The 17,798-nt window shown below is 60.5% G+C and carries 17 protein-coding genes and 2 pseudogenes; 7 read left to right on the plus strand and 12 right to left on the minus strand.

The window, feature by feature from the left end; all coding sequences use genetic code 11:
- Window positions 1-19: 19 nt before the first annotated feature.
- Together QMK58_RS19320 and QMK58_RS19325 are read right to left on the minus strand one after the other, a co-directional pair.
- Window positions 20-817: an SDR family NAD(P)-dependent oxidoreductase gene (locus tag QMK58_RS19320; RefSeq protein WP_053164320.1), complete on the minus strand. Its 798-nt coding sequence runs from the start codon at window positions 815-817 to the stop codon at window positions 20-22.
- 173 nt (window positions 818-990) lie between these two features.
- Window positions 991-1,587 (minus strand): DinB family protein, encoded by a 597-nt coding sequence (locus QMK58_RS19325; protein WP_053164322.1) that lies wholly within the window; start codon window positions 1,585-1,587, stop codon window positions 991-993.
- 197 nt (window positions 1,588-1,784) lie between these two features.
- Between QMK58_RS19325 and QMK58_RS19330 the strand changes: the two genes are divergently transcribed.
- Window positions 1,785-2,105: a DUF2388 domain-containing protein gene (locus QMK58_RS19330; RefSeq protein ID WP_053164477.1), complete on the plus strand. Its 321-nt coding sequence runs from the start codon at window positions 1,785-1,787 to the stop codon at window positions 2,103-2,105.
- A gap of 75 nt (window positions 2,106-2,180) precedes the next feature.
- On the plus strand, window positions 2,181-2,840 hold the full coding sequence (locus QMK58_RS19335; RefSeq protein ID WP_320395270.1) for an isoprenylcysteine carboxylmethyltransferase family protein: 660 nt from the start codon (window positions 2,181-2,183) through the stop codon (window positions 2,838-2,840).
- Between the two features lie 56 nt (window positions 2,841-2,896).
- Here QMK58_RS19335 and QMK58_RS19340 read toward each other — a convergent pair whose 3' ends face one another.
- The 5 genes from QMK58_RS19340 to QMK58_RS19360 form a co-directional block, all read right to left on the minus strand.
- A complete protein-coding gene (locus tag QMK58_RS19340; RefSeq protein ID WP_320395271.1) occupies window positions 2,897-3,577 on the minus strand; it encodes an HAD-IA family hydrolase in 681 nt (226 codons plus the stop codon).
- A 62-nt stretch (window positions 3,578-3,639) separates the two neighbouring features.
- Window positions 3,640-4,047: a response regulator gene (locus tag QMK58_RS19345; RefSeq protein ID WP_053164326.1), complete on the minus strand. Its 408-nt coding sequence runs from the start codon at window positions 4,045-4,047 to the stop codon at window positions 3,640-3,642.
- A gap of 270 nt (window positions 4,048-4,317) precedes the next feature.
- The gene (locus QMK58_RS19350; protein ID WP_320395272.1) at window positions 4,318-4,572 is read right to left on the minus strand and encodes a pentapeptide MXKDX repeat protein; all 255 of its coding nucleotides are present in this window, start codon (window positions 4,570-4,572) and stop codon (window positions 4,318-4,320) included.
- A 53-nt stretch (window positions 4,573-4,625) separates the two neighbouring features.
- On the minus strand, window positions 4,626-5,411 hold the full coding sequence (locus QMK58_RS19355) for a molybdopterin-dependent oxidoreductase (protein WP_320395273.1): 786 nt from the start codon (window positions 5,409-5,411) through the stop codon (window positions 4,626-4,628).
- Window positions 5,408-6,025, minus strand: coding sequence for a cytochrome b/b6 domain-containing protein (locus tag QMK58_RS19360; protein ID WP_053164332.1), 618 nt, complete (start codon window positions 6,023-6,025; stop codon window positions 5,408-5,410). The genes QMK58_RS19355 and QMK58_RS19360 overlap by 4 nt, the downstream gene beginning before the upstream one ends.
- A gap of 256 nt (window positions 6,026-6,281) precedes the next feature.
- Between QMK58_RS19360 and QMK58_RS19365 the strand changes: the two genes are divergently transcribed.
- Window positions 6,282-7,226 (plus strand): class I SAM-dependent methyltransferase, encoded by a 945-nt coding sequence (locus QMK58_RS19365; RefSeq protein WP_320395274.1) that lies wholly within the window; start codon window positions 6,282-6,284, stop codon window positions 7,224-7,226.
- Window positions 7,227-7,489: 263 nt separating this feature from the next.
- Here the strand turns inward: QMK58_RS19365 and QMK58_RS19370 are convergent.
- Window positions 7,490-7,699: pseudogene (locus QMK58_RS19370) on the minus strand (response regulator transcription factor); the annotation flags it as partial.
- A gap of 118 nt (window positions 7,700-7,817) precedes the next feature.
- On the opposite strand from QMK58_RS19370, the pseudogene QMK58_RS19375 reads away from it, so the two are divergent.
- A pseudogene (locus QMK58_RS19375) lies at window positions 7,818-8,499 on the plus strand (P1 family peptidase).
- Window positions 8,500-8,756: 257 nt separating this feature from the next.
- On the opposite strand, the gene QMK58_RS19380 reads toward QMK58_RS19375, so the two are convergent.
- The gene (locus tag QMK58_RS19380; RefSeq protein ID WP_320395275.1) at window positions 8,757-9,446 is read right to left on the minus strand and encodes a GNAT family N-acetyltransferase; all 690 of its coding nucleotides are present in this window, start codon (window positions 9,444-9,446) and stop codon (window positions 8,757-8,759) included.
- 229 nt (window positions 9,447-9,675) lie between these two features.
- Between QMK58_RS19380 and paoA the strand changes: the two genes are divergently transcribed.
- From paoA to paoC, 3 genes are read left to right on the plus strand one after another with little or no spacing between them, the layout of a single operon-like run.
- Window positions 9,676-10,302: an aldehyde dehydrogenase iron-sulfur subunit PaoA gene (gene paoA / locus QMK58_RS19385; protein WP_371259851.1), complete on the plus strand. Its 627-nt coding sequence runs from the start codon at window positions 9,676-9,678 to the stop codon at window positions 10,300-10,302.
- Complete coding sequence (locus QMK58_RS19390) at window positions 10,299-11,255, plus strand: FAD binding domain-containing protein (RefSeq protein WP_053164342.1); 957 nt, start codon at window positions 10,299-10,301, stop codon at window positions 11,253-11,255. Before paoA ends, QMK58_RS19390 begins: the two co-directional genes overlap by 4 nt.
- Window positions 11,252-13,450 carry an aldehyde oxidoreductase molybdenum-binding subunit PaoC gene (gene paoC, locus QMK58_RS19395; protein WP_053164343.1) on the plus strand — a complete coding sequence of 733 codons (2,199 nt, stop codon included), beginning with the start codon at window positions 11,252-11,254 and terminating at the stop codon, window positions 13,448-13,450. The genes QMK58_RS19390 and paoC overlap by 4 nt, the downstream gene beginning before the upstream one ends.
- 201 nt (window positions 13,451-13,651) lie before the next feature.
- On the opposite strand, the gene QMK58_RS19400 is transcribed toward paoC, so the two are convergent.
- The 3 genes from QMK58_RS19400 to QMK58_RS19410 form a co-directional block, all read right to left on the minus strand.
- Window positions 13,652-16,141 carry a TonB-dependent siderophore receptor gene (locus QMK58_RS19400; RefSeq protein WP_413817388.1) on the minus strand — a complete coding sequence of 830 codons (2,490 nt, stop codon included), beginning with the start codon at window positions 16,139-16,141 and terminating at the stop codon, window positions 13,652-13,654.
- A gap of 115 nt (window positions 16,142-16,256) precedes the next feature.
- Window positions 16,257-17,210 carry a FecR domain-containing protein gene (locus tag QMK58_RS19405; protein ID WP_053164346.1) on the minus strand — a complete coding sequence of 318 codons (954 nt, stop codon included), beginning with the start codon at window positions 17,208-17,210 and terminating at the stop codon, window positions 16,257-16,259.
- Window positions 17,211-17,213: 3 nt separating this feature from the next.
- Window positions 17,214-17,723, minus strand: coding sequence for a sigma-70 family RNA polymerase sigma factor (locus tag QMK58_RS19410; protein WP_320395276.1), 510 nt, complete (start codon window positions 17,721-17,723; stop codon window positions 17,214-17,216).
- Window positions 17,724-17,798 lie beyond the last annotated feature (75 nt).

Raw genomic sequence — 17,798 nt, forward strand, 5'->3', positions numbered from 1 at the left:
CTCTCTCGATGAATAAGGTTCAGATCGCCAGACTGTCGACGACACCGCCGTCGACCCGCAAGGCGGCGCCGGTGGTGGCCGAGGATAACGGAGAAGCAATGTAGGCCACCAGATTGGCGACTTCCGCGACATCGGCCACCCGCTGGATGATCGAAGTCGGCCGGGCCTTGCGAACAAAGGCGTCGGCTTCGTCCCGGGCACTGCGCCCGGATTCAGCGATGGCGTCCTTGAGCATGTCTTCCAGGCCATCGGTAAAGGTCGGCCCGGGAAGGATCGAGTTGACCGTCACGCCAGTGCCGGCCAGGCGTTTGGCCAAGCCATGGGACACCGCCAGGTTGGCGCTTTTGGTCACGCCATAATTGATCATGTCGGCCGGCGTTGCCACACCGGATTCCGAGGACAGGAAAATCACCCGCCCCCAGCCCTGCTTGACCATTTGCGGCGTGTAATGACGGGACAATCGCACACCGGAGATCACGTTGACCTCATAGAAGCGCGTCCACTCGCTGTCCGGCGCATCGAAGAAATCCACCGTATTGAAGATCCCGAGGTTGTTCACCAGGATATCCGCACGCGGCTCGGCGACGAACAATTGTGCGGCGCCTTCGGCCGTACCCAGGTCCGCGGTCACACCCCGCAACTGCGCATCGGGCACGCTCAGGCGAATACTCGCCAATGCCTGATCGACCTTGGCCGTATCACGACCGATCACCACCACCGTGGCACCACACGCGGCCAGCGCCTTGCTGATACCCAGGCCGATACCCGCGGTGCTGCCGCTGACGATCGCCAGCTTTCCACTCAGATCGATTTTCATGCTCAAACTCCAGTGATGAGTTAACCGCGCCCTGACATTGGACTGTTGGGTCTTGGAGGAATTATTTGCCGGGAAATGGGTACCGCGTTCAATCCGATATCAATGATAGGCCACGTTTTCATCAGCGCAGCGCAGGTCGACGCAGTCGGGACTGTCGATGGTCGCAAACGCACTCAACGATAACGATCCGGCAGAACGCTGGTTGCGTTCGAATACTGCACAGCACAGGGGGCCGTCACTGTCGGTACCTGCAGCGTGCTCAGCAGGACCGGTTCGGATTCGCGCAGGTACACCGGCATGTCGGTCACCGGTGGCATGGCCGGGATCTCGAAGTACATCTGCACTACCCAGCCACGGTGGTAGCTGGCGTGGTTGACCACATGCATCAGCATCGCGCCCGCACTCATGGTGCCGCTCTCACCCGAGACAAAGTTGAATTCGATGGGTTTGTCCAGCGACGCATCGGTTTGCCGTGCGCTCCAGTCGCAATACCAGTGATCGAGCTCTTTTTGCGCCATGCGCAATTCGATCAGGTCCGAATGCAGCAGATCGTGTGAAGTCTTGAAATCATGCCCACGACCTTCGAGATGAGCCTGCCAGATGCAGTCCACCACATACACGTGATTGAGGGTGCCGATCATGTTCTTGAACACCGATACCCGCTTTTTATTGACCTCCCCCGGCGGCAACGCCACGAGGCTGTCAAAGAGCCGCTGGTTTGCCCAGCGTTTGTAATCGGCCAGCAGGCAGGCAGTGCGTGCAGTAATCATCAGAATGCTCCGATGGCGGTGTGCGCACTCTTTAGCATAGACCTGATAGCGAAAAAGCATCCGCTACCCTGATCATCGGTACAAAAGGCTTTCTGTCCCACACCGACCTGACCCCGCCAGGGAACTCCTTACCGTTCCCGCGTATCCTAGAAGATGTGGTACTTCCCTTATGCTTCATGCTGTCGGAGGACACCGTCATGCGCCGTCTCTTTATCCTTTCTTCCCTGGTACTTTGTTTGCCGTTCGGTTCGGCTATGGCCAAAGTCGATGCCGAGGATGTTGCCACCTCGGCCGGGGTTTCCGCTTCGCTGTACTCGACCTTCAAGGATGACAAAATGGTCATTCCCGCCCGGGATGACGCCTCCAGTTTCGTGGCCAGTGGCGGTGCGATTCGCGGTGTCTATCTGGAGCAGGTGTTGCAGCGGATCCGGCAAAACCATCCCGACCTCAACAACGCAAGCGACGAAGACCTGGCTCGTGCCATTCTGGTTCAGGATGGCGTTGCAGCCGATCACTGAAGATTTTCGCCAGCGGTGGGGCTTGTGATAGCTGGATAGCCTTTGCGGCCCTGCCTTGCGTGCGTCCACCCAGCGATGAAAATCTCTGTGACGCTGGCGTTTTTCGCCGTTGTCGGTACCCTCGCCTATCTCGCTCTGGCGATATGGGCACTGGGCGGCGTTGCGGCATTTTTCGCCCACCAGGCTCTGGTTGTTGTAGCAATTGCCACCTTGCTCATGGCGGCTGCCTCTGTGTTCACCGAGGGCAATTTGAGCTCAGGCGAGCGTGAAGACAGATCCAACCGCTGGGTGCTCCCGGCCTTTGGCATCATCGGCATCCTCAGCGGTTTCTTGCCCGCCTATACCGATCGTATTGATGTCTGGACCTTCGGTGGCGAGGGCATTCGGTGGTTGGGTGCCCTGCTGTTCATCATCGGCGGCGCCCTGCGCTTGTGGCCGGTGTTTGTGCTGGGCAATCGGTTCAGCGCATTGGTGGCGATTCAACCGGGGCACAGGCTGGTGACCGACGGGATTTACCGAAACCTGCGCAACCCCAGCTATCTGGGGATGTTGATCCTCGGCGTGGGCTGGGCACTGGCGTTTCGTTCGGGGACTGGATTGATACTGGCGGCAATGACGGTGATCCCCTTGATTGCCCGGATTCACGCCGAAGAAGCCTTGCTGAAAGCGCAGTTCGGCAGCGAATACGAAGCCTACTGCGCCCGAAGTCGGCGGCTGATTCCGGGCATCTACTGAAAAAACAGCGCCCCCCTGTAGGAGCGAGCCTGCTCGCGATGATCGATCAGTCGATATCAACGTATCTGACACACCATCGCAAGCAAGCTCGCGCCTACAACGGAATCCAATTGAACACTGATCAGGTCATAGCTGCTCAACGTTGCATGTCGCGTCTGAATCGGCTGCTCATGCGTCGCCGTGACAATCATTAAATCAGCCCCTGCCGCCTCGGCTGCCAGAATCCCCACCGTTGCGTCTTCGAAAATCAGGCAGTGCTCTGGCTCGACCCCCAAGCGCCGTGCAGCGAGGCGGTAACCGCTCGGATCAGGTTTTCCGGCAGTGACATCCTCGGCGGTGATCATCACCTCCGGCTCTGGAATCCCTGCCGCCGCCATCCGCCGCACAGCCAGCGCCCGGGGCGCGGACGTGACAATGCCCCACTGATGAGTCGGCAAGGCGCGCAGAAAAGCTGCCGCGCCGGGCACTTCGGCTACACCTTCAACGTCCTCGATTTCCGCCTCGGTGATCCACTCCGCTTCGGCTTCGGCATCCACTCCCGGCAGCCCGAGGCGAGTGATGGTGTCGATGGCGCGGGCGCCATGGATCGTCGGCAAAAAGGTGTCGACATCCACCCCGTGGCGCATGGCCCAGGTAGCCCAGACCCGTTCGGCGGCGGCGATAGACGTCAAGACGGTGCCGTCCATGTCGAACAGAAACGCACGGTAAGGCGTATTGAAAACTCGGTGATCAGACAAAGAAAAGAACCTCGCAGGGTGCCGGGCGAATGTGTCCGGCAATGTAGCATCTGCGAGCGAGGTCAGTGGAGCGGCCTGGACTTGAATGCCTCTTCGACACAATCGAGCAGAGAACCGATTGCCCAGGGCTTCTTGATGAACGCCACGTGATGCCGGACCCCGGAACTGGCCGGAGTTTCGAAGCCGGACATGATCATGATCGGCTTGTCCGGCCAGCGATCGCCGAACTGGTTGGCCAGGTCAGCGCCATTGAGCGTGCCCGGCATGGTGATGTCAGTCAGCAACAATCCCACTTCGCACGCATGCTGCTCAAGATAGATCGATGCGGCATCCGCACTGATCTGTGGCTCGACCACAAAACCTTCCTCCTGAAGAATTTCACAGAGAAATTCCAGGATCAGCGGATCATCCTCAACCACCAGAATCAACCCGCCAGGAAGATATTCGCCCCTCGTCGACACTCGACTCATGACCTTGCCGCTCCCTGATTGCCTCAATGATTTCGCGGGCTCTAGTCCGCCACTTACAAGGTATGAGCAGCGGACCGGACGGAAATTCATTTTTGATACGACAAATCGAAAAACATAAGCGGCGGGTGCCAGAGACTCGAGAAATTCGCCGACGCAAAAAACTGTAGGAGCAAGCTTGCTCACGATGGTGGCGGGTCAGTCAACATTGATATCGACTGACACTAAGTCATCGCGAGCAAGCTTGCTCCTACAGACAGTGGGCGCTTGCAGTTACTGCGACATTTCGCTTTTTTTCATCGCATCCTTGGACATGGCGTCTTTTTTCATCTCGTCTTTCTTCATGCTGTCTTTGGACATGGCGTCCTTGGACATCGAATCGCTCTTCTTCATCGCATCCTTGTGCATTGCATCCTTGGACATCGAATCCTTGTTCATGCTGTCGTTGCTCATGGTGTCAGCCGCGAACACGGAAGCGGCGCCAACAGCCAGGCACATGGACAACACAACGGTGGTCAACTTTTTCATGATGAAACTCCTTGAAGCTCAGGTTTATGGACGGTGTGATGTTCAGGCGCCTCTCAGCTGCCACCGAACCAGTTGTAGCCCTGGTCTTCCCAGTAGCCGCCGGTGTAGGTGTTGCTGACGAAAATCGCCTGAATGTGTTTGGGGTTCTTGTAGCCAAGCTTGGTGGGCATGCGCAGCTTCATCGGGAAGCCGTATTCTCGCGGCAGCACCACGCCGTCATAAGTCAGCGCCAACAGCGTCTGCGCATGCAGCGCTGTGGCCATGTCGATGCTGGTGTAGTAGTCGTCGGCGCATTTGAAACCGACGTATCTGGCATCCATATCGGCGCCGATGCGCTTGAGCAAATCACTGAAGCGCACGCCGCCCCAGCGGCCGATTGCGCTCCAGCCTTCAACGCAGATGTGCCGGGTGATCTGCTCGGTCTGGGCCATGGCCCGCAATTCTTCGAGGCGCCAGCTGCGCTTGTCGGCGACCAGGCCAGTGACTTCCAGGCGATAGCTCTGCTCCTCCACCGTCGGCGCTTCGTCGATGCCGTAGAAGGCATTGAACGGAAACGGCCGGGTGATCATTGAGGCCGGATAGGTCGGCGCCATGGCATTGGGGTTGAACAGCCAGCCCTGGACCCGATCGTTCAAGCGCGACATGGATGACAGCGCGGTTTCGACGCTGTCGTTGTCGGTGATGTTGCAACCGGACAACATCGCCACGCCGCCGAGGGTCAGGCCACGCAGCAGGAACGAACGACGCGAGCGGTCTTCGATCTGTGGTGCGAGGATCTTGCGCGCGTCGGTAAGGATTGATTGCTCGTCCAGCCCCGTGCCTTCGATGCGCTTTTTCATACCTGCTCCTTGCGGCCGACGAGCATGGCCAACAGCGTTTTCGGCACCAGCGCCACCATCACCAGATGCACCGCCACAAAGGCCACCAACAGCGCCATGGTGAAAAAGTGCACGCGACGTGCGCCTTCGTATCCCCACAGCAATTCACGCAACAGGGGGAACTGCACTGACTTCCATAGCACCAGTCCGGAGAGCACCAGAAAGAGGAGGTCGACCATCACAAACAGGTACGCGAATCGCTGCACCTGGTTGTAGTGACGAAGATCGGCGTGGCCCAGTTTTCCGCGCAAGGCGGCCCACAGGTCATGCAACACGCCTTTGGGCGAAACCGGGAAGAAGCGGCGTTTCAAACGGCCGCTGAGCAGGTTGATGAGCAGATAGAGAACGCCGTTGATCGCCAGCAACCACATTGCCGCAAAGTGCCATTGCAATGCGCCGCCGAGCCAACCGCCGAGGGTGATCGACTTGGGAAAGCTGAAATCGTAGATCGGCGAGGCGTTGTAGATGCGCCAACCGCTGGTGACCATCACCAGCACCGCCAGAGCGTTGAGCCAATGGGTCAGTCGCAGCCAGCGTGGATGACTGGCCTTGGATAAAGCCGTTGCCTGCGTCATGTCCGGCTCCCGGTTGTTGTTCGTTGAAGCCGAGTATGGGAGCCGCGAGATCGCCAAATCCTCACGTAAAGTTAAATTAAACGTGATAACTGGCGCTGAACCTGTGAGAGCGAGCCTGCTCGCGATGGTGTGTCAGTCGACACAACGGTGCCTGATACACCATCGCGAGCAGGCTCGCTCCTACAGTGTTTTGTGTAACCCGGAAAAGACTCGGTTATGTTTAAATGCCGCCCCCACAAACGACCGACCCGACCCGATGAACCCTGAAGCCCTCGCCACCCTCTACGAACACCTGCTGACCGCCCTCGCGGCCGCCCCCACCGAAACCCGTCGCCTGTTCCACGGTCGCGGGCGCTGCTGGCCGGGGCTGGAGCAGGTAACCGTGGACTGGTTGCAGGGCTTGGTGCTGGTGGCGCTGTTCAAGGAACCTGAAGCGGCGCAACTGGAAGACTTGAAGCAGGTGCTGATGGCGATCACCCGGTCAGCGCAGTGGACGCAATCCGGTGCCCATACGCTGTTGCTGCAACATCGCTACCTGCTGCAAAGCACCACCGAATGGCTGCTTGGGGAAGAGATCGAGGAACTGACGATCCTTGAGGGTGGCCTGAAGTACCGCCTCGACCTGGGCCTCAAGCAAAACACCGGGCTGTTCCTCGACATGCGCTACGGTCGCGACTGGGTACGGGCCAATGCCGAAGGCAAGCGGGTGCTGAACCTGTTCGCCTACACCTGCGGTTTCTCGGTGGCGGCCATCGAAGGTGGCGCCACGCATGTGGTCAACCTCGACATGTCCAGCCCGGCCCTGAGCCGTGGCCGCGACAACCATCGGCTCAATGGCCACGACCTCGGCAAGGTGACCTTTCTGGGCCACGACCTGTTCAAGTCCTGGGGCAAGGTCATCGGCAAGGGCCCGTACGACCTGGTGATCATCGACCCACCGTCGTTTCAGAAAGGCAGTTTTTTGCTGACCAAGGATTACCAGCGCGTCCTGCGCCGCTTGCCGGAGTTGCTCAGTCCTGAAGGCACCGTGTTGGCCTGCATGAACGACCCGGCCTTCGGTGCCGACTTCCTGATTGACGGCGTGACTCGCGAGGCCCCGAGCCTGCGGTTTGAGCAGCGGCTGGAGAATCCACCGGAGTTTCCGGATGCGGATGTCGAGTGTGGGTTGAAGGCGTTGGTGTTCAAACTCGGGGAAAGCTAGAAGATCGCAGCCTTCGGCAGCTCCTGCGAACAGCCCGAGCGGCATGATTCCCTGTAGGAGCCGGCTTGCTGGCGAAGGCGGCCTCCAACATTGCGCCAATCCCAACGCCCTCTTCGCTGGCAAGCCAGCTCCTGCGAAGAGCACGGATTTGCGTGGCGCATGATTTCGCGTAGAGCCGACTTGCGCAGGAGGTTCAAGACGAAATCTACGAGTGAATGCAAAATCCCGGAGCTGGCGAAGGCTGCGATCTTTTGACCCCACTCTCAACGCCGCTGCAACACCAACGCAAACAGTTCCCCATGCCCGTTTACATTGAGCTTGTGATACAGATTGCGCCGATGCACCTTCACCGTTTCCGGTGAAATCCCCATCTGCCGGGCAATGGCTTTGCTGGAGAAGCCTTGAAGGATCAGCCGTGCTGTCTCGATTTCATGCACCGTGAGTCGGGCGTCGAAGCGGTCGAACAAGGTCGAAGGCTGCGATCTTTTGATCCTGCTCTTCCACGGTAAAAAATCAAAAGATCGCAGCCTTCGGCGGCTCCTACACAGGCTCCGCGATCTTTTACTGCCCAACATTCAAATGAGATATCCCATGAAACCACGTGCCCGCGACCTGAATATCCAGTTCGGCCAACTGCAACCCGGCCCACTCAACGCCATCACCGACGTTCCCGGCGTCCGCGTTGGCCACAGCAATGTGCGAGGACGCACTGCCAACGGTCGCGACATCCTCACCGGCGTCACTGTGATAGAACCCCGCGCCGGCAGAAAGCGGCATGATCTGCCATGAGTTCAAGGGTGGCATCGGTACAGCTTCGCGACGCTTGAACGCAGCCCAAGGGGGATGGACGGTCGGTGCCATCGTTCAGGCCAACCATGGCATCCGCCATGAACTGCGCGTCGATGGCTACCCGGTCGGGCGTTTCATGGACCCGGTCGATTCGCCGTTCCTCAAGGCTTCGTTGCCGCATCCGGGCATGGGCTCGATTGTGGTTTGCCTGGCCACCGACGCGCCGTTGCTGTCGCACCAGTGCACGCGTCTGGCCCAACGCGCCAGCCTCGGCCTGGCGCGCACCGGTGGCGGCAATGAAGAGCACATCAGCGAGTTGTTTCTGGCCGCCACCGAAGCGGTGGAAGAAGCGATCATCAACGCCTTGTTGGCCGCCGACGGCGCCGAAGGCAACGGCCACGCGGTGCCAGGGCTGGATACCGAAACGTTGCTCACGGCGCTGCGCCGCGCCGGGTGGCCGGGGGATACGACTAGTGGTACTTGAGTGAAACACTCGGTCTTTCTAGGATGGAGTTACGCAGCCGCTTGTTTGCTCAACAAGCTGTTGCGTAAGCGGTGGGTGCACTGAACCCCTATAAGCTCACCGCTTGCTTCGTGCGCATCTTGAGCCTCAACGGCTCTACTTCCTCCCCATCAAAGAGCTCTGAGGCTCTTTTTTAACCTTCTGAAAACCAACACATACCCCTGTGGGAGCGGGCTTGCCCGCTCCCACAGAGTTCTGCAGTGTCTGGTCGAGTGCGATCAGAAGTTTTCGCCCAATCGCTCACGCACAAACTCAGTGGCCTTGCGCGTCAGCTGATCCAAATGCCGATCCCGCTGTTTCTCCGCATCGACCATGGACCGCTTGCCGTGCTTTTGCAGCAGGTAGGTATGAATCTGCCGCACTTCCAGCGAACTGTAGATCGGCGCCACATCCAGCAACGGCATAAGCCCGTCGCTGCCGTGATCGCGGGTGTTCATCAGCACCTGGGTCGATCGCACGCCCACCACCTGGAAACCCATCGACTCGAAGTACGGCACCTTCGCCACTGCGCAGGACAGTTCGGCATGGGGATAACGACCGACCATTTCGCGCACCATCCGTCGCGCCACTCCCAGGCCCCGATGCTCGGCGCGAACCGCCATGTAGGCCACGCCGCAGGCATCCGGATCGCCCTTGACTGGCAGGTACAGCAGAAAACCGATGACGGTGTCAGGGTCGTCCGGATCGGTGGCGACGATCAACTCCACGTCGATTCCTTTCGCCCTGCTCAACGCCTCCAGATACAGATGCACTTCGTAGCCGATCGCATACTGGTACACGTTGTACAGCAGGTTGCTCGGGGGGATCGCAACCGCACTGATCTCGGTCAGGTTATCGACCACCATCTGCAAAATCTGGCTGTTGATGTGCTCGGGGCACGGGGTTTTGAAGTGGCTGATCGGCGGCATTGCGGGGGCTGACTCCGGAGGAAGCGTTCTTTGCGAGCGGCCTATCATAACGTGTGCCGCAAGCATTTCCTCATTCATGAGCCACACGCATAACGCCATACACGAAATTCAAGAAAACTTTCCGCCGCCGCCGTGGGTCACTCAATGGATGAGGGCCGCAAAAGCGTCGACCGAACGCTGCAATCGTAAACACTCCACAGGAATCGAATCGATGGAAAACCGTGACCTGATGACGATTTCCCGCCGCTACTTCCTGATCGTGGGCGCGGTGACCGCCGCGACCGTGGCATTGCCGCCGTTCATCTCGGCGCAGGCATCCGCCGCCAATGCCGCGGCGCGCCCGATCAAGGCCAAAGTGACAATCTGGGTAAACGACGAACAGCATGACCTGGACCTGGATACCCGCACCACCCTGCTCGATGCTCTGCGTGAACACCTGCAACTGACCGGCACCAAGAAAGGCTGCGATCACGGCCAGTGCGGGGCCTGCACGGTGATTGCCAATGGCCGGCGGATCAATTCCTGCCTGACCCTGGCGGTGATGCACCAAGGCTCGAAAATCACCACTATCGAAGGCCTTGGCACGCCTCAAAAACTGCATCCCATGCAGGCAGCGTTCATCAAGCACGACGGCTATCAATGCGGATACTGCACACCGGGTCAGATTTGCTCCGCCGTCGCCATGCTGAAGGAAATCCGCGATGGCATTCCCAGCCACGCCAGCCCCAGCCTGACCGAACCGCCGCAACTGATCGCCGGTGAAATCCAGGAACGCATGAGCGGCAACATCTGCCGCTGCGGGGCGTACTCCAACATCATCGAGGCGATCAGCGAAGTCGCGGAGGCCAACGCATGAGACCTTTCACCTACTTGCGCGCCCAGTCCCCGGCCGAGGCTGCGACCCTGGCGGCACAGGCCAAGGGATCGCGATTCATCGCCGGCGGCACCAACCTGCTGGACCTGATGAAACTGGAGATCGAGACGCCGACCTACCTGATCGACGTCAACGATGTGGGGCTGGACCGGATCGAAGCGTCGCAGGACGGCGGCGTGCGCATCGGCGCCCTGGTGCGCAACACCGACCTCGCCGCCCACCCGCGCATCCGCAAGGACTACGGCTTGCTCGCGCGTGCCCTGCTCGCCGGGGCTTCCGGGCAATTGCGCAATGCCGCCACCACCGCCGGCAACCTGCTGCAACGCACCCGCTGTCCATACTTCTACGATACCCATCAAGCCTGCAACAAACGCCAACCCGGCAGCGGCTGCGCGGCCATCGACGGGGTCAACCGGCAACTTGGCATCATCGGCGTCAGCTCGGCCTGCATCGCCACGCACCCCAGCGATATGGCCGTGGCGATGCGCGCCCTCGACGCTCAAGTCGAAACGGTCAAACCCGACGGCACCACACGCGTCATTCCCATCGCGGACCTGCATCGATTGCCGGGCACCACGCCGAATATCGAAAACTCGCTGACGGAAAACGAATTCATCACGGCGGTTACGTTGCCAGCGCCGATCGGCGGTACGCACATTTACCAAAAGGTCCGGGATCGGTCTTCTTACGCCTTCGCGCTGGTTTCCGTCGCCGCGATACTTCAGAAAGACGGCAGCGGTCGAGTGGCTTTCGGTGGGATCGCGCCCAAGCCCTGGCGCGTCGAATCAGCAGAAACCGCCCTGCCCAGCGGCGCAAAAACGTTCACCGATCAGTTGCTTACCGGCGCGACACCCACCCATGAAAACGCCTTCAAACTGACCCTGGTCGAGCGCACGCTCGCTTCAGTGATGGCTCAGGCGAGGGAGCACGCATGAAATTCGAAACCCCGGCCACCACCAACCCCATCGACCAGTTGAAGGTCGTCGGCAAGGCCACCACGCGCATCGAAGGACCGCTGAAAACCACCGGGCAAGCGACCTACGCCTACGAACATCACAGCGCCGTGCCAAATCAGGCTTATGGTGTGGTCGTGGGGTCGGGCATCGCCAAAGGCCGCGTCGTTTCGATGGACCTTGAGGCGGCCCGCGCCGCGCCCGGGGTGATCGCCATCGTCACGGCGGCCAACGCTGGCAAGCTCGGCAAAGGCAAGTACAACACGGCGAAACTGCTCGCAGGACCGGACATTCAGCACTACCACCAGGCCGTCGCCCTGGTCGTTGCCGAGACCTTTGAACAGGCGCAAGCCGCCGCGCAACTGCTGGGCATCCGTTACGAACGCGCCGAAGGTGTGTTCGACCTCGCCAGCGTTCGCGATTGCGGCGTGGAAGCCAAGGAGCAAATGGCCGACACCCTGCACGGCGATTTCGAGGGCGCCTTTGCCGCCGCGCCGGTGCAACTGGACGCGACCTACACCACGCCCGATCAGGCCCACGCCATGATGGAGCCGATGGCCTCGATGGCGGCGTGGGACGGTGACAAGCTGACCCTGTGGACCTCCAATCAAATGATTGACTGGTCGGTTACCGACCTGGCGACCACCCTTGGCGTGCCGAAGAAAAACGTGCACTTGATCTCGCCTTACATCGGCGGTGGTTTCGGCGGCAAGCTGTTTATCCGCTCGGATGCCCTGTTGGCGGCACTCGGTGCGCGGATGGCGAAACGGCCGGTGAAAGTCATGCTCGCCCGGCCTTTGATGTTCAACAACACCACGCACCGCCCGGCCACCATTCAACGCATCCGCATCGGCGCGACGGCTGATGGCAAAATCACGGCCATCGCCCATGAGGGATGGTCCGGCGACTTGCCCGGCGGCAAAGTCGAACTGGCCGCGCAACCGAGCAAATTGCTATACGCGGGAGAAAACCGTCGGGTCACCATGCGCCTGTCGACCCTCGACCTGCCCGAAGGCAACGCCATGCGTGCGCCGGGTGAAACGCCGGGGATGATGGCGCTGGAAATTGCCATGGATGAAATGGCCGACAAGCTCAAACTCGACCCGATCGAATTGCGCATTCTCAACGACACCCAGGTCGATCCGGTGAACCCGCAACGTCCCTTCTCCCAGCGCCGCCTGGTGGAATGCCTGCGCACCGGCGCCGAGCGTTTTGGCTGGAACAAACGTTCCGCACAACCAGGCACGCAACGCGAAGGCCGCTGGTTGATCGGCATGGGCATGGGCGTGGCGTTTCGCAATAACCTGCTGATGAAATCCGGCGCACGGGTGCGGCTGAACGATCAAGGCATCGTGACCGTGGAAACCGACATGACCGATATCGGCACCGGCAGCTACACGATCATCGCCCAGACCGCCGCGGAGATGCTCGGCGTTACCCTCGAAGAGGTGGTGGTGCACCTGGGTGATTCGAGCTTTCCGGTCTCGGCGGGGTCCGGTGGCCAGTTCGGCGGCAACTGCTCGACGGCCGGAGTGTATGCCGCGTGCGTCAAGCTTCGCGAGGCGGTTGCTCAACGACTGGGCATGACGATAGACGAGGCAACTTTCGTCGACGGTCAAGTGCGCTCCGGCGAAAAACGTGTGCCGCTGCGTGATGCCGCTCAAGCGGGTGAGCTGGTGGCCGAGGACACCATCGAGTTTGCCGGGCTGAGCAAGAAATACCAGCAATCGACCTTCGGCGCGCACTTCGTCGAAGTCGCCGTGGACAGCGCCACCGGCGAAACCCGCGTGCGCCGAATGCTGGCCGTGTGCGCCGCGGGGCGCATCCTCAACCCGACCTCGGCACGCAGCCAGGTGATCGGAGCAATGACCATGGGCGTCGGCGCGGCGTTGATGGAAGAACTGGCCGTGGACAAGCGCCTGGGCTTTTTCGTCAACCATGACCTGGCGGGTTACGAGGTTCCGGTGCATGCCGATATCCCCCATCAGGAAGTGATCTTCCTCGACGAAACCGACCCGATTTCATCACCGATGAAAGCCAAGGGCGTCGGGGAACTGGGCATATGCGGCGTCAGCGCGGCAATTGCAAATGCGATCTACAACGCGACGGGGATTCGTGTGCGGGACTACCCGATTACCCTGGACAAGATGCTGGATCAATTGCCGCAGATGATTTGATCGATCGAGGGTTGTAGGAGCTGGCTTGCCGGCGATGGCGGTGTGTCAGGCGACAACGAGGCCGGATGTGCCGGCCCCTTCGCTGGCAAGCCAGCTCCTACAGGTTTTGGGGTGAGTCTGGTATTTGCGGACGACCCAATCCCCTGTAGGAGCTGGCTTGCCGGCGATGGCGTCAGTGATCGCACCGCATAATCACAAGACTTACCAGTCGTACGTCATCTCAACCGATGCCACCCGCTCCTGCCCGTAATAACAGCCAAACGAATAGTTGCAGTCCGACACGTATTCACGATCGAAGATGTTCTGCACATTCAGTCGGGTCTGCAAGCCGCGCAGGCTCGGGTCCAGTTTGCCCATGTCGTAGCTGACGGTGGTGTCGTAGACAACCCACGACGGCACGTCGAACGAATTGGCGGCATCACCCGGCTTGCGCCCGGTGTAGCGCGCACCGGCACCGAAGGTCAGGCCGTTGAGGTTGGCCTGGGTGAAGTGGTAGTCCACCCACATCGACGCGGACACCGGCGACTGGGCTTCGTTACGGTTGTCCTCGTTGCCCCAGGTGTCCTTGGTGTAGAACGAGTCCATGTAGCTGGCGGCGGCCATTACGTCGATATTATCCAGGCTCGATTTGACTTCCAGTTCGACACCACGGGAGCGCATTTCACCGCTCTGGGACATGTACTCCGGATAGTCGTCATCACCGGTCAGCACGTTCTTCTGCTTGATCTGATAGACCGACGCGGTGATCAGCGTCTTCTCGAACGGCTGATACTTCACACCCACTTCGTATTGCTCGCCCTCGGTCGGTTCGAAGGCGCTGCCTCCGCGTTGAGGCGCCGCCGTGCCCAGGGTCGGCAGGAAGGATTCGGAATAGCTGACATACGGCGCCAGGCCGAATTCGGTGACGTAGGTCAGGCCCACACGGCCGGTGAATTTGTTGTCGCGCTTGGCTTCGTGGGTAGACGCAAGCAAGTCCTTGTTGTCGATTTCAGCCCAATCCTGACGTCCACCAATGGTCAGGATCCACTGGTCCAGTTTGATCTGGTCCTGCACGTACACGCCGGTCTGGCGCAGGGTATTGTCCCACTGGGTGGTCAGCGTCGGCGTCACGCTGCTGGTGTCGTAGTTGTTCTTGCCGTAGAGGTCGACCGGCAACACGTTGTTGGCATTGTAGCCATCGTATTTGCGCGTGAAATGGCGGTAGTCCACGCCCACCAGCGTGGTGTGTTCCAGCGCACCGGTATTGAATGTGTATTCCAGGTTGTTATCGATGGTGTAGGCGATGTTGTGCTGATGCCAATCGACCTTGGCACGATTGGCCCGGGTGTAATCGGTCACGCCATCGGCATCGGTGACGAAGCTGCGCAGGTAGAAACCTTTGTAGCGGTCGCGCACGTCGGTGTAGCGGGCACTGGAGCGGTACTTCAGGTCTTCGCTGAAATCGTGGGTGAAGTCATAGCCGAAAACATACTGGTCACGCTTGTAGTCGTTGAAATTGGTATCGCCAGAGAAAAAGTGGCGGTTGATCTTCTCGCCGTTGGGGGCACGGTCGAGCGAACCGATTCTTGGCAGCGACTGATAGTCAGGCACGCCGTCATCGCGCTGCGCCTGCGCCAACAGCGTCAGGGCCGTCGCATCGTTGATTGCCCAGGTCAGGCTCGGCGCCAGCAGCATGCGCTGGCTGTTGTTGTGGTCGACCTGTTCGTTGCCCTTGTCAGCGACACCGATCAGGCGGTAACTGAACTCCTTTTGCTCGTCGAGCGGACCGCTGGTGTCGAACGCGCCGTTCACCCGGTTGTAGCTGCCCGCCCCGAGCTTGACCTGGCTGCGCTGCTCGGTGGTCGGACGCTTGGACACCATGTTGATCAGGCCGCCCGGCTGGTTCTGCCCGTACAGCACCGACGACGGGCCTTTGAGCACTTCGATGCGCTCCAGGGTGTAGGGATCGATTTGCGGGGCGCCGCCGAGGCTGCCGGCGTAGGGGATGTAGGCGCCGTCCAGATACAACGGCGTCGGTGCGAAACCACGGCTGGTGATCTCATCGGCAATCGAGTTGCGGTCGGTGAAGCCCCCGGTGTTCAGCCCCGGCGTGTAGCGCAGGGCCTGGGTCAGGTTGCGTGCGCCCTGGGTTTCCACCTGGGCGGCGGTGACCACGTTGATGGTCTGCGGGATTTCCAGGATCGGTGTGTCGGTCTTGGTGGCGGTGGCGCTGCGGGTCGCGACGTAACCCTCTACCGGGCCGTAGGCCGATTCGGTGACGACACCCGAAATGCTCGTGGCGCCTAGCTGCAGCGCGGCACCACTGACCTGGATCGGCAGCAGCGAGTAGCTACCGTTGTCGTGGCGCACCGCTTCCAGTTTGCTCCCCGCCAGCAATTGTCGCAGACCCGCGTCTGTCGTATAGCGACCCTGCAAACCCGCGGTTTTCTGACCGTTGGCATAGGCCGGATCGAACGAAACGGTTACGCCAGCGATGGATGCAAATTCAGTCAGCGCCGAACCCAACGGGCCGGCCGGAATATTGAATTGCGCCTCGTCCCTGGTTTGCGCCCAGGCCGGCTGTGCCACCATCGTCATCGCCAATGGAGCGGCCAGCGCCATACCCAGCAGTGCCGCGTGCACCGCACGGTTCAAGGGTTTGATGGATGGCTGGGAAGAAGCAATGCGGTGTTGGGGATTGCGAGGGGTCATGCAGTTTCCTTTCGCCCGTTGGCAGTCAAATGGCGGCGTCTGTTGCGCCTCTATCTACCAAGTCGAACGAGAATCAAAATCAATAACCCCTGCTGCGATTTTTTTGCAACCGTCCTCAAACCGCTTCCACCGTGGTCCAGTAACGGCTGAAACGACGGATACGCACAGGCAGAGTGGACGTCAGGTTGTCCAGCACCGTGTCGGTGTCGCCGAGATGAAACGCCCCGGAAATTCGCAGCGCACCCACAGCCGGATCACAGCCCAAGTGTCCGGGACGGTAGCGCTGCAACTCGGTAATGAAATCCGCCAGACGCCAATCGTTGGCGACCAGCATGTCGCGGGTCCAGGCATCGGCCTGTGGATTTGCAGGCAGTAAAGAGTCGATGCGGTCTTCACGCAAACTCACTTGCTGCCCGGCATCGACCCGCACGGCGCAATTCGGCAGTTCGGCGCTGCGCACCTCCACCGCATGCTCCTGAACACTGACCTGCGTACGCCCCGCTTCACTGCGCACGATGAACCGGGTGCCCAACGCACGGATACTGCCTTCGGCGGTGTGAACAATGAATGGCCGGGCGTGAGTGTCGCGGGCCGTTTCTATCTGAATTTCCCCTGCCAGTAAACGCACCTCGCGCAGGCTGGCGCTGTAGCGCACGTCCACTGCCGTGGCGGTGTTGAGTTGCAAGTTCGTGCCGTCGTCCAGACGTACGCGGCGGCGTTCCCCGGTGCCGGTGCGCTGGTCCGCCATCAACGTTGGCAGTGGAGTCGTGTTCCAGGCCAGCGTGCCCGCCCCGCTCGCCACCAGCAAAAGCGACAACACCTTGAGCACATCCCGGCGCTTGGCCCGGGCGCTGGCGAGGGTTGGCCGTGCGACACCGGGGCAAACCTGGCCGAGCTTGTCCTGCAAGCGCCCGAGGCGTTCCCAGGCCTGCATATGCCGCGGATCACGCTCCAGCCAGCGACGATGCGCCTCACGAACCTCCTCATCCGGCACGTCGTCGCGCAGGTCGACATACCAGCGCGCCGCCGCTTCCAGCGTGGCGTAATCCAGCGACTTTGAACTCGCCACGGCTCAGTCCTCGATCAACAACAGGCAGTGCGTCAGGGCGCGCACCGCGTGCTTCTTCACGGTGGTGACCGAGACGTTCATGCGCCGGCCGATCTCGACGTAGCTCAACCCATCGAGCTGCGCCAAAAGGAAAATCTCCCGGGTACGCTCACCGAGGCCATCGAGCAGACGGTCGATTTCCATCAGGGTTTCGATCACCAGCTCACGGGTTTCCGGCGACACCGCAACCGGTTCGGGAATGGCCGCCAGGGTTTCCAGCCACGCCTGCTCCAGCGCCCGGCGGCGAAACATGTCGATCATCAGGCTGCAGGCAATGGTGCTCAGGTAGGCCCGCGGTTCGCGCAGTTCGAGGGTTTTACGCTGGGTCAGCACGCGGATGAAGGTGTCCTGGGCCAGGTCCGCCGCATGCTCGACACAGCCAAGACGTTTGCGCAGCCAGCCGCAGAGCCAACTGTGATGGTCCTCGTAAAGCGTATGCACGGCGTGTTGCAGGGAGAGATCAGCGGAGGACATGGAAAGACCCGACACAAAACGTTATTTGATAATGACTCTCATTTTCGTCGAGACCGAGGGGTTTTGGCAAGCCCG

Source organism: Pseudomonas sp. P8_241, from assembly GCF_034008315.1.
Taxonomy (GTDB): Bacteria; Pseudomonadota; Gammaproteobacteria; order Pseudomonadales; family Pseudomonadaceae; genus Aquipseudomonas.

Excerpts from the sequence above, each read along its gene's own strand:
- QMK58_RS19320 (WP_053164320.1), bottom strand. The coding sequence starts at position 817 with ATGAAAATCGATCTGAGTGGAAAGCTGGCGATCGTCAGCGGCAGCACC.
- QMK58_RS19325 (WP_053164322.1), bottom strand. The coding sequence starts at position 1,587 with ATGATTACTGCACGCACTGCCTGCCTGCTGGCCGATTACAAACGCTGG.
- QMK58_RS19330 (WP_053164477.1), top strand. The coding sequence starts at position 1,785 with ATGCGCCGTCTCTTTATCCTTTCTTCCCTGGTACTTTGTTTGCCGTTC.
- QMK58_RS19335 (WP_320395270.1), top strand. The coding sequence starts at position 2,181 with ATGAAAATCTCTGTGACGCTGGCGTTTTTCGCCGTTGTCGGTACCCTC.
- QMK58_RS19345 (WP_053164326.1), bottom strand. The coding sequence starts at position 4,047 with ATGAGTCGAGTGTCGACGAGGGGCGAATATCTTCCTGGCGGGTTGATT.
- QMK58_RS19350 (WP_320395272.1), bottom strand. The coding sequence starts at position 4,572 with ATGAAAAAGTTGACCACCGTTGTGTTGTCCATGTGCCTGGCTGTTGGC.
- QMK58_RS19355 (WP_320395273.1), bottom strand. The coding sequence starts at position 5,411 with ATGAAAAAGCGCATCGAAGGCACGGGGCTGGACGAGCAATCAATCCTT.
- QMK58_RS19360 (WP_053164332.1), bottom strand. The coding sequence starts at position 6,025 with ATGACGCAGGCAACGGCTTTATCCAAGGCCAGTCATCCACGCTGGCTG.
- QMK58_RS19365 (WP_320395274.1), top strand. The coding sequence starts at position 6,282 with ATGAACCCTGAAGCCCTCGCCACCCTCTACGAACACCTGCTGACCGCC.
- QMK58_RS19380 (WP_320395275.1), bottom strand. The coding sequence starts at position 9,446 with ATGCCGCCGATCAGCCACTTCAAAACCCCGTGCCCCGAGCACATCAAC.
- paoA (WP_371259851.1), top strand. The coding sequence starts at position 9,676 with ATGACGATTTCCCGCCGCTACTTCCTGATCGTGGGCGCGGTGACCGCC.
- QMK58_RS19390 (WP_053164342.1), top strand. The coding sequence starts at position 10,299 with ATGAGACCTTTCACCTACTTGCGCGCCCAGTCCCCGGCCGAGGCTGCG.
- paoC (WP_053164343.1), top strand. The coding sequence starts at position 11,252 with ATGAAATTCGAAACCCCGGCCACCACCAACCCCATCGACCAGTTGAAG.
- QMK58_RS19400 (WP_413817388.1), bottom strand. The coding sequence starts at position 16,141 with ATGACCCCTCGCAATCCCCAACACCGCATTGCTTCTTCCCAGCCATCC.
- QMK58_RS19410 (WP_320395276.1), bottom strand. The coding sequence starts at position 17,723 with ATGTCCTCCGCTGATCTCTCCCTGCAACACGCCGTGCATACGCTTTAC.